The organism is Polaromonas sp. 39-63-25 (genome assembly GCF_002278925.1).
In the GTDB taxonomy this organism is placed as follows: Bacteria; Pseudomonadota; Gammaproteobacteria; order Burkholderiales; family Burkholderiaceae_C; genus Polaromonas.
On sequence record NZ_NCJH01000003.1, the window covers coordinates 178,677 to 189,210 of the forward strand.

Here is a 10,534-nt window from a genome sequence, read left to right on the forward strand (position 1 = left end):
ACATGAAGCATGGCACCTCCTCCGTGACGGCGGCGCCGGTGGCGTCTGCCACGCCCTGGGCACCGCCGGCCAGCGCACCGGCGGCCGTTGCGCAACGCACGCCTGCGCTGGACAGGGCACTGCCCTTCATCGGGCCGGTGGTGCTGTTCATCGTCTGGGATCTGGTGGTGCGCCTGGGCTTCATCAAGGCCATCCTGCTACCGCCGCCGCTCGATGCGCTGGGCGCCCTGGTCAACGGCCTGGCCGGCGGCCCGCTGCTCAAGGATTTTGCGGTCACGGTGTGGCGCACGGTGCAGGCCTTCCTGATTGCCGCGGCTGTCGGCATGCCGCTGGGTGTGTTGCTGGGCAGCTCCGAGAAGGCTTACCGCAGCGTTGAGTTCCTGATCGACTTTTTCCGCTCCACGCCCTCGTCGGCGCTGATCCCGCTGTTTCTCATGATCTTCGGTGTGTCCGACATCAACAAGGTGGCGATTGCGGCTTTCGGTGCGCTGCTGATTGTGGTGTTCAACAGCGCCTACGGCGTCATCAACGCGCGCAAGCAACGCGTGATGGCGGCCAGGGTCATGGGCGCTTCGCGCTGGCAGGTGTTCAAGGACGTGCTGATCTGGGAGAGCCTGCAGCCGAGTTTTGTCGGCCTGCGTTCGGCCGTGTCCATGGCGCTCGTCATCGTGATCGTGGCCGAGATGTTCATTGGCGCCGACAGCGGACTGGGCAACCGCATCATCAATTCGCAGCAGGTCATGAACGTGAAGGACATGTACGCGTCCATCCTGGCCGCCGGCGCGCTCGGGTATGCGCTCAACATCTTTTTCCTGGTGCTCGAGCGCCGCATTGTTCACTGGAGTGGAAGGTAGCCATGTCTGCAGTTCTCAATGCCCCGTTGTTTGCCGATGTTCCCGTGCCGGCCTTCCAGCCCGGCCCGGCCGGCACGCACATCACCATCCGCGGCCTGACCAAGTATTTCGCCGGCTGGCCGCTGTACGAGGACTTCAACCTCGACATCCCGAAACACAAGATCGTCTCGGTGTTCGGGCCCAACGGCTGCGGCAAGTCAACGCTGATCAACATGATTGCCGGGCTGGTGCCCATCGATGCGGGCGAGATCCTGTTCGACGGCAAGTCGCTGAAAGACACCAAGATCGGCTACGTGTTCCAGAACTACCGCGAAGCGATGTTTCCGTGGATGCGCACCATCGACAACATCGCCTACCCGCTCAAGCTCGAAGGCCGGTCCAAGGCCGAGGTCGACAGGCGCATGGCCGAACTGGTCGCGTCCTTCGACGTGAAGTTCGACCTCAAGCGTTACCCCTACGAACTCTCGGGCGGCCAACAGCAGACCGCTTCCATCATGCGGGCACTGGCGAACAACCCGGAGGTGCTGTTTCTCGACGAGCCGTTTTCAGCGCTCGACTTTGAAATGACGCTGTTCATCCGCGAGAAGCTGCAGGAAGTGTTCATGCAGACCGGCACCACCATGCTGCTGGTCTCGCACGACCTCGAAGAGGCCGTCTACCTGGCCGACCAGGTGCTGCTGCTGACCAAGCGGCCCACCCGTGTAGCCGAAATCCTGCCGTATGGCGATGCGCGCCCGCGCACGGTGGAAACGCTGTCCGAGGCCAGCTTCATCGGCACAAAAAAACGCAGCCTGGAAATTTTCCAGCGCGAAGTGCGGCGTTGAACGGGAGGGCCCCATGAACGACACCCGCATGCTCGCCTACGTCGAAACCACGGCCGCGCTGCTCAAGCTGCCGCTGGATGCGGCGCGTACCCAGCGCGTCGCGCTGAACCTGCAGCGCACCGCCGTGATGGCGGCGCTGCTGGAGGCCGCGCCCCTGGCTGCGCACGACGAACTCGCGGAAATATACAGGCCGGCAGCCTTTCCGCCCAATGACGACGGGCGACAATAGCTATGAAAAATATAGCAAATAGCGCGGAGACCATGGCGGCAGCGGTCGCCTCGGGCGAGGTCAGCGCACGCGAACTGCTGGACGCGAGCCTGGCGCGCATCGCGGCGACCGACGGTCGGGTCAACGCCTTCACCGACCAGACACAGGCCCGTGCCCGCGCCGAAGCCGATGCCGTGGATGCGCAGCGGTCGGCGTCGCAGCCGCTGGGGCCGCTGGCTGGCGTGCCTTATGCCGTGAAAAACCTGTTCGACATCGAAGGGGTGGTGACCCTGGCCGGCTCCAGGGTCAACCGCGGCGATGCGGCGGCGACAGCCGACGCCTTTCTGGTCCGGCAGATGAAGGCAGCCGGCGCCGTGCTGGTGGGCGGTCTCAACATGGACGAATACGCCTACGGCTTCACCACCGAGAACACCCATTACGGCCCCTGCCACAACCCGCACGACCTCACGCGGATTGCCGGCGGGTCGTCGGGCGGCTCGGGTGCGGCGGTCGCGGCCGGCCAGGTGCCGGTGTCGCTCGGGTCGGACACCAACGGATCCATCCGCGTGCCGGCCTCGCTGTGCGGCGTCTGGGGCCTCAAGCCCACCTTTGGTCGGCTCTCGCGCCGTGGCGGCTACCCGTTTGTGCACAGCATCGACCACCTCGGGCCGCTGGCCGACAGCGTGGCCGGCCTGGCGTTGGTCTACGACGCCCTGCAAGGGCCCGACGCCCTGGACCCGGGCTGCCAGGCCCTGCGCGTGCAGCCGGTCATGCCCCTGATCGGCCGGGGTGTCGAGGGTTTGCGCATCGGTGTGCTGGGCGGCTATTTCCACGACAACGCCACGCCGGCCGCACGCGAGGTGGTGGCGCTGGCCGCCAGCACCCTGGGGGCGCAGGCCGCAGTGACCTGGCCGGACGCCGCGCTGGCACGCGCCGCGGCTTTCATCATCACCGCCAGCGAGGGCGGCAGCCTGCACCTGGACGACCTGCGCACCCGCGCCGATGACTTCGAGCCGCTGTCGGTGGACCGGTTCATCGCCGGCGCCCTGCAGCCGGTCGACTGGTACCTGCGTGCCCAGCGTTTTCGCCGCGTCTACCGCGACAAGGTCAACGCCCTGTTTCGCGACTGGGACGTGCTGCTCACGGCGGCCACGCCGGTCAGCGCGCCTGTCATCGGCACCGAGTGGCTGGACATCAACGGCACGCAGCAGCCCGCGCGCGCTTCCATGGGGCTGCTGACCCAGCCCATCTCGTTTGCCGGTTGCCCGGTTGTGACGGCGCCGCTGTGGCCGGCAGGCACCGGTGGCCTGCCGATCGGCGTGCAGCTGATTGCCGCGCCGTGGCGCGAAGACCTGGCTTTCCGCGCCGCCAAGGCTCTCAGCGATGCCGGTGTGGCGCATGTCCGCCCGGTTCAACTCTAGAAAAAAACCAACATGCTCGCCATCAATCTTCCCGATGTCCTGGCCGAAGTCACGGCCGAGTTCCAGCGTTACGAAAAGGCCCTGACCGGCAACGACGTGGCCGTGCTCGACGAGCTGTTCTGGAACAGCCCGCACACCCTGCGCTACGGCGCGACCGAAAACCTCTATGGCTACGACGCGATCCGGGCCTTCCGCGCCGGGCGTCCCGCGCAGGGGCTGGAGCGCACGCTGCTCAAGACCGTCATCACCACCTATGGCCAGGACATGGCGACCGCCAATGTCGAGTTCCAGCGCACCGGCAGCGCCCGGCCTGGCCGGCAGAGCCAGACCTGGCTGCGCACGCCCGGGGGCTGGCGCGTGGTGTCTGCCCATGTGAGCCTGCTTGCATGAATCCTGCTTCCCGTTCCTCAGTACTTCTTTAACTTGACCCAAGGAGAAACCTCATGACGACCAGACAATTCAGCCGCCGCGATTCCCTCAAGTCCCTGGCCGCGCTCGGCGCTGCCGGCACGCTGGGCGCCTTCAGCGAACTGGCCTTTGCGCAAAAACCCATCACCGTCGGCGTGATCTATGTCGGCCCGCGCGACGACTACGGCTACAACCAGGCCCAGGCCCAGGCCGCTGCCGAACTCAAGAAGATGCCCGGCGTGAAGGTGGTCGAGGAAGAAAACGTGCCGGAGACGGCTGCTGTCCAGAAAACCATGACGGGCATGGTGGCCCAGGACGGCGCCACGCTGGTCTTCCCCACCTCCTTCGGTTATTTTGATCCGCATGTGCTGGCCGTGGCACCCAAGTTTCCGGGCGTGCGTTTTGCGCATTGCGGCGGTCTCTGGACCGAGGGCAAACACCCCAGGAATGCGGCCAGCTACTTCGGCTACATCGAGGAGTGCCAGTACCTCAACGGCGTGATCGCCGGCCACATGACCAAGAGCAACAAGATCGGTTTTGTCGCTGCCAAGCCGATTCCGCAGGTGCTGCGCAACATCAATGCCTTCACCATGGGCGCGCGCTCGGTCAAGCCCGGCATCACCTGCAACGTGATCTTCACCGGTGACTGGTCCATGGCCGTCAAGGAGGCCGAGGCCACCAACAGCCTGGCCGATCAGGGCTGCGATGTGTTCACCATGCATGTGGACGGTCCCAAGGTGGTTGTCGAGACGGCCGCCAAACGCGGCAAGATGGTGTGCGGCTACCACGCCAGCCAGGCCAAGCTGGCGCCCAACGCCTACCTGACCGGCGCCGAGTGGAACTGGCTAACCGCCTACACCACCTTCCTCGACGCCGCACGCAGCGGCAAGCCGCACCCCAACTTCATCCGCGGCGGCCTGAAAGACGGCTACGTCAAGATGTCCGCCTACGGCCCGATGGTGCCGGACGTCGCGAAAAAGAACGCCGACAGCATCAAGGCCAGCATGGTGGCCGGCAAGTTCGACATCTTCAAGGGCCCGCTCAAGGACAACAAGGGCGCGACCATCATCCCGGCCGGCAAGGTTCACAAGCAGACCGACCTCGAGTTGGAGAAGATGAATTACCTGGTCGAAGGCGTGATCGGCAGTGTTTGACGAACACCCCCGAAGCGCCTGCGGCGCCCGGTGCGGCCACCAGAGGTGGCTGCCCTTCGGGCACGTCCAAGCTTGCGCAGGCAGGCTTGGAGCCGCGGCTCTCAGCCCCTCAAGGGGGCGCCACCAGCGGCCCGGCAAAGCCGGTTCCGCGGCGGCCTTGAACATGTACGTCGATCACTGATACCAAACTGATGCGCAATTCCCTCGCCAACGTCCTGCTGCCCACGGCCGCCATTGCCGCGGCGTTGCTGCTGTTTGGCGTGTTCGTCGCCCTGGCGGGTGTCAATCCGCTGGACGTCTGGCTGCTGCTGTTCAAGGGCGCCTTCGGCGACTGGTATTCCTGGCAGAACACGCTGCAGCGCGCCGCGCCCCTGATGCTCACGGCTCTGTGTGTTGCGGTGCCGGCGCGTGCGGGCCTGGTCATCATCGGCGGCGAGGGTGCCATGGTGCTGGGCGGGCTCGGCTGCGCGGCGCTGGCGGCCGCCCTGCCGCTGCCCTCCGGCTTCGTGGGAACGGCGCTGGTGTGCCTGGCTGGTGCCCTGGCCGGTGCGTTGTGGATCATGCTGGCCGGTGCGCTGCGCCAGTACCGCGGCATCAATGAAACCATCAGCAGCCTGTTGCTGGCTTATGTGGCCATCGGCCTGTTCAAGCACCTGGTCGAAGGGCCGTTGCGCGACCCGGCCAGCCTGAACAAGCCGTCCACGCCGTCGCTGGCCGAGGGTTTGCGCATCACCGGCATCGGTGGCTCCGACGTGCACTGGGGGCTCTTGATCGGCGTGGCCGCCTGCCTGGCGGCCGGCTTGTGGTTTCGCATGACACCTTCGGGCTTTGCAGTGCGTGTGGTCGGCGGCAACCCGCGCGCGGCGCAACTGGTCGGCCTGCCGGCATCCCGGCTGATCCTGCTGGCCTGCGCGCTCGGCGGGGCCTGCGCCGGGCTCGCCGGCGCCGTCGAGGTCGCGGCCGTGCACACCAATGCCAACGCCTCGCTGATCGCCGGTTACGGCTACGCCGGCATCCTGGTGGCCTTCATCGCGCGCCAGCATCCGGTGGCCATCATCCCGGTGGCCATCCTGTTCGGCGGTTTCGGCGCGGCCGGCAGCCTGCTGCAGCGCCGCCTGGGTTTGCCCGACGCTTCGGTGCTGGTGCTGCAGGGCATTGCTTTTGTGCTGATCCTGGCCAGCGAGGCCCTGCGTGATGTGGACTGGAAAGCCTTGCTCGCACGCATCAACCGCTTCGGTCCGTCCGAGCCGAGTCCGATCCCCTTGCCACAGGACAAGCCATGACAACCGACCAGCTGCTGATCTTCTTTGCCGGCATCGTCGGCGGCGCACTGCGTGTCGGCGCGCCTTTCCTGTTTGTCAGCCTCGGTGAATGCATCACCGAAAAATCCGGACGCATCAACCTGGGCCTGGAAGGCGTGCTGGTGCTGTCGGCGATGTCGGCCTTCGGCGCCTCCTGGCTGAGCGGGTCGCCGTGGATCGGCGTGTTGGCAGCCGCAGCCACCGGCGCACTGCTGGCCACCCTGCACGGCGTGTTGTGTTCGCTGCCGCGCGTCAACGATATCGCCACCGGCATTGCGCTGATGCTGCTGGGCATGGGCTTGGCGTTTTACCTGGGCAAGCCGTTGATCCAGCCGCAGGCGCCGCAACTGCCGGCCATCGCGCTGGGCAACTGGAGCGATTCGGGCGCCGTGCGTTCGGCCTTGCAGGTCAACGCACTGGTACCCATCGGCATCGCGCTGGCTGTGGCGCTGTGGTGGGCTTTCGCCAACACCCGCGCCGGCCTGCTGGTGCGCATGGCGGGTGACTCGGCCAACGCCACGCGCGCCCTCGGCTATTCGGTGTCGGCCATCCGTATTGCGGCCACCGCAGCCGGCGGCATGGTCGCCGGTCTGGGCGGCGCCTGCCTCACACTCTTTTACCCCGGTAGCTGGAACGAGGGCGTCTCCAGCGGCCAGGGCCTGATCGCGGTGGCGCTGGTGATCTTCGCGCGCTGGAGCCCGATCCGCTGCGTCTACGCGTCCTTGCTGTTCGGCGGCGCCGGCGCCATCGGGCCTGCCCTGCAGTCCATAGGCATCAGCTGGGGCTACCACCTGTTCAACATTGTTCCCTATGCGCTGACGCTGCTGATTCTGGTCATGACCTGCCGGCCCGGCACCACGGTGAGCGGCAGCCCGGGCGAACTCTCCTCCAACCATTGAACACAAGCAAGGAAACATGATGACAGGCCTGGGCGGACTCAACAAATCGAAACATGGCGTGGTTTTGGGCCTGGTGCAGTTGCAGCTGCCCGTGGTCGAGACACCGGCGCAGCTCGCTGCGCAGACGCAGCGCATCTGCGCCATGGTGGCCAAGGCCAGGCGCAACCAGTCCACCATGGACCTGGTGGTGTTTCCGGAATATTCGCTGCACGGCCTGTCGATGTCGATCGCGCCCGAACTGATGGTGTCGCTCGACGGCCCCGAGGTCGCCGCCTTCAAGCGCGCCTGTGTGGACAATCACATCTGGGGATGTTTCTCCATCATGGAGGCCAACCCCGGCGGCAACCCCTACAACAGCGGCCTGATCATCGACGACACCGGTACGGTCAAGCTGTATTACCGCAAGCTGCACCCGTGGGTGCCGGTCGAGCCCTGGGAGCCGGGCAACCTCGGCATTCCCGTCTGCGACGGCCCGAACGGCAGCAAGCTGGCGCTGATCATCTGCCACGACGGCATGTTCCCCGAGATGGCGCGCGAGGCCGCCTACAAGGGCGCCGAAATCATCATTCGCACGGCGGGTTACACCGCCCCTATCCGTCACAGCTGGAAAATCACCAACCAGGCCAACGCCTTCTGCAACCTGGCGGTCACCGCCAATGTCTGCATGTGCGGCAGCGACGGCACCTTCGATTCCATGGGCGAGGGCATGTTCTGCAATTTCGACGGCACGGTGCTGGTGGCGGGCAGCGGCCGGCCCGATGAAATCATCACCGCCGAAGTGCGGCCCGACCTGGTGCGCGAGGCCCGTACCGGCTGGGGCGTGGAAAACAACATCTACCAGCTCTACCACCGCGGCTACGTGGCAGTGAAGGGCGGCGCCCAGGACTGCCCCTACACCTACATGCGCGACATGGCGGCCGGCACCTACCAGCTGCCCTGGACGGTGGAGGTGACCGACGGGACCTCCTGCGGCTTCGACGCGCCGACGCGCAGCTACAAGGCCTGAAAAGGAAAACATGACCATGCCACGCTTCGTCAACGCCAACCCGTACGCTTGGCCCTGGAACGGCGACCTGCAGCCCGGCAACACCGCGCTTGTCGTGATCGACATGCAGATCGATTTCTGCGGCGAAGGCGGTTACGTCGACAAGATGGGTTACGACATCTCGCTGACGCGTGCACCGATTGAGCCGCTCAAGACCCTGATGGCCGCCATGCGCGGCGCGGGTTACCACATCATCCACACGCGCGAGGGCCACCGGCCCGACCTGTCGGACCTGCCGGCCAACAAACGCTGGCGCTCGCGCCAGATCGGCACGAAGGGTGTGGGCATCGGCGACGACGGACCCTGCGGCCGCATCCTGGTGCGCGGTGAACCGGGCTGGGAAATCATTCCCGAACTCGCGCCGCTGCCCGGCGAGGTGGTGATCGACAAGCCCGGCAAGGGATCGTTCTACGCCACCGACCTCGAGATGGTGCTGCACACGCGCGGCATCCGCAACCTGATCCTCACCGGCATCACCACCGACGTGTGTGTGCACACCACGATGCGCGACGCCAACGACCGCGGCTTCGAATGCCTGCTGCTGTCGGACTGCACCGCCGCCACCGACGCCGGCAACCACGCGGCGGCGCTGAAGATGATCACCATGCAAGGCGGGGTGTTCGGCGCCCATGCGGAGTCAAAGGCAGTGCTGGACGCACTGGCCCAGCCATGAGTACCACCGCAGCCATCGGCAGTCTGCCGCCGGCCACCGGTGCGCTGGCGCTGGATACCTACCGGATGAGCATGCGTTTTGGCAGCTTCACGGCGCTCGACAGTGTCAGCCTGAAGGTGGCGCCGGGCACGGTACATGCGCTGCTCGGCGAAAACGGTGCCGGCAAAAGCACGCTGGTCAAATGTGTGGCGGGGTATCAAAGGCCTTCGGAAGGCAGCATCCTGATTGACGGCCGCGAGCAGGCGATTGACAACCCGGTGGTGGCGCGCGCCCTGGGCATCGGCATGGTCTACCAGCATTTCACGCTGGCACCGGGCATGACGGTGGCGGAGAACCTGTTGCTGGCCGGCGGCCAGTTGCCCGCGGTGATCAACTGGCGCGCCAAGCGTGATGAACTCAAGACCTTTCTCGCGCACACGCCTTTCCGCCTGGACCTGGACGCGCGGCCGTCGGAGCTGGCGGCGGGCGAAAAGCAGAAGCTCGAGTTGCTCAAACAGCTCTACCTCCGGCCGCGCCTGCTGATTCTCGACGAGCCAACCTCGGTACTCACGCCGCAGGAAGCCGACGAGGTGCTCGGCCATGTGCGCGAGTTCGCGCGCAGCGGGCTGTGCACGGTGCTCATCATCACGCACAAGTTCCGCGAGGTGATGGCCTATGCCGACGACGTGACCGTGCTGCGCCGTGGCAAGGCGGTGCACACCACGTCGGTGGCGGCGACCGATCCGGTGCGGCTGGCGCAGGCCATGGTGGGCGATGCGGCTGCCGTCCGCCCCGAAAGCCCGGGTTCAGAACAAAATATGCCTCCAGCCCTTATCCGACAAGCGCAAGCAGCTACGAAAAAAATAGCGAGTACGCCCCTGCCCTTGGTCGTGGAAAAGCTCTCCGTGATGGGTGACCGCGGCACTCCCGCCGTGCGGCAGCTGAGCCTGTCGGTGGCCGCCGGCGAGATTCTCGGCATCGCCGGCGTCTCCGGCAACGGCCAGCGTGAACTCGTCGAAGCGCTGGTCGGCCAGCGCGCACGTGCTGCGGGCATCGTGCGGGTCAACGGCCAGCCCTACGCGGCCACGCGTGATGAGAACCACCGCCTCAAGGTGCGCAGCCTGCCCGAGGAGCCGCTGCGCAACGCCTGCGTCGGCGACCTGAGTGTGGCCGAGAACATGGCGCTGCGCGACTTCGACCGGCCGCCGCTATGCACCGGCGGGCGCTTGCGCTTCGGCCGCTGGCGCAGCCGGGCGCGCGAATGGATCACCGGTTATGGCATCAAGACCCAGGGCGAAAACGCGCCCATCCGCAGCCTGTCGGGCGGCAATGTGCAGCGGGCCGTGCTGGCGCGCGAACTGCATGGCGAGATCAATGTGCTGATCGCCGCCAACCCGGTGTTCGGCCTGGACTTTGCGGCCGTCAAGGAAATCCACACCCGCCTGCGCGGCGTGCGCGACCAGGGTGGCGCGGTGCTGCTGATCAGCGAGGACCTGGACGAGCTGCTTGAACTGGCGGACCGCATCGTGGTGATGAGCGAAGGACGCATCGTTTTTGAAACGTCTGCTGCGGACGCCGAGCGGCATGTTCTTGGGGCGCACATGGGTGGGGGGCATCACGCGCCTGCGCCCTTGCCTGAGGTTGTGATGTGAATGTGCTTTTGAGTTTTCCAGCAAGCCGGGACTCGCCCCGGCGGGCGACTTACTTTTCTTTGCTTCGCCAAAGAAACCTAAGGAAAAGAAAGGCGACCCGATGGTCCGGGTCCCTC

At 66.2% G+C, this 10,534-nt stretch carries 11 protein-coding genes; all 11 read left to right on the forward strand.

Going from position 1 to position 10,534, the window contains the following annotated elements; genetic code table 11:
• The first annotated feature begins 2 nt into the window (after window positions 1–2).
• The 11 genes from B7X65_RS05165 to B7X65_RS05215 all read left to right on the forward strand — a co-directional run bounded on the left by B7X65_RS05165 (window position 3) and on the right by B7X65_RS05215 (window position 10,418).
• The gene (locus tag B7X65_RS05165; protein ID WP_293593225.1) at window positions 3–854 is read left to right on the forward strand and encodes an ABC transporter permease; all 852 of its coding nucleotides are present in this window, start codon (window positions 3–5) and stop codon (window positions 852–854) included.
• Window positions 855–856: 2 nt separating this feature from the next.
• On the forward strand, window positions 857–1,678 hold the full coding sequence (locus B7X65_RS05170; protein ID WP_293593226.1) for an ATP-binding cassette domain-containing protein: 822 nt from the start codon (window positions 857–859) through the stop codon (window positions 1,676–1,678).
• Between the two features lie 13 nt (window positions 1,679–1,691).
• Window positions 1,692–1,907 (forward strand): AtzG-like protein, encoded by a 216-nt coding sequence (locus B7X65_RS05175; protein ID WP_293593227.1) that lies wholly within the window; start codon window positions 1,692–1,694, stop codon window positions 1,905–1,907.
• Between the two features lie 2 nt (window positions 1,908–1,909).
• Window positions 1,910–3,307 (forward strand): AtzE family amidohydrolase, encoded by a 1,398-nt coding sequence (locus tag B7X65_RS05180; protein WP_293593228.1) that lies wholly within the window; start codon window positions 1,910–1,912, stop codon window positions 3,305–3,307.
• 12 nt (window positions 3,308–3,319) lie between these two features.
• Complete coding sequence (gene hpxZ / locus B7X65_RS05185; protein WP_293593229.1) at window positions 3,320–3,697, forward strand: oxalurate catabolism protein HpxZ; 378 nt, start codon at window positions 3,320–3,322, stop codon at window positions 3,695–3,697.
• A 53-nt stretch (window positions 3,698–3,750) separates the two neighbouring features.
• Window positions 3,751–4,869: a BMP family ABC transporter substrate-binding protein gene (locus tag B7X65_RS05190; protein WP_293593230.1), complete on the forward strand. Its 1,119-nt coding sequence runs from the start codon at window positions 3,751–3,753 to the stop codon at window positions 4,867–4,869.
• A 191-nt stretch (window positions 4,870–5,060) separates the two neighbouring features.
• The gene (locus tag B7X65_RS05195; RefSeq protein ID WP_293593231.1) at window positions 5,061–6,152 is read left to right on the forward strand and encodes an ABC transporter permease; all 1,092 of its coding nucleotides are present in this window, start codon (window positions 5,061–5,063) and stop codon (window positions 6,150–6,152) included.
• Window positions 6,149–7,069, forward strand: a complete 921-nt coding sequence (locus tag B7X65_RS05200) for an ABC transporter permease (protein WP_293593232.1) — start codon at window positions 6,149–6,151, stop codon at window positions 7,067–7,069. Before B7X65_RS05195 ends, B7X65_RS05200 begins: the two co-directional genes overlap by 4 nt.
• A gap of 19 nt (window positions 7,070–7,088) precedes the next feature.
• The gene (locus B7X65_RS05205) at window positions 7,089–8,075 is read left to right on the forward strand and encodes a formamidase (RefSeq protein ID WP_293593233.1); all 987 of its coding nucleotides are present in this window, start codon (window positions 7,089–7,091) and stop codon (window positions 8,073–8,075) included.
• A gap of 16 nt (window positions 8,076–8,091) precedes the next feature.
• Window positions 8,092–8,787 carry an isochorismatase family cysteine hydrolase gene (locus B7X65_RS05210; protein WP_293593234.1) on the forward strand — a complete coding sequence of 232 codons (696 nt, stop codon included), beginning with the start codon at window positions 8,092–8,094 and terminating at the stop codon, window positions 8,785–8,787.
• A complete protein-coding gene (locus B7X65_RS05215) occupies window positions 8,784–10,418 on the forward strand; it encodes an ABC transporter ATP-binding protein (protein WP_293593235.1) in 1,635 nt (544 codons plus the stop codon). The genes B7X65_RS05210 and B7X65_RS05215 overlap by 4 nt, the downstream gene beginning before the upstream one ends.
• Window positions 10,419–10,534 lie beyond the last annotated feature (116 nt).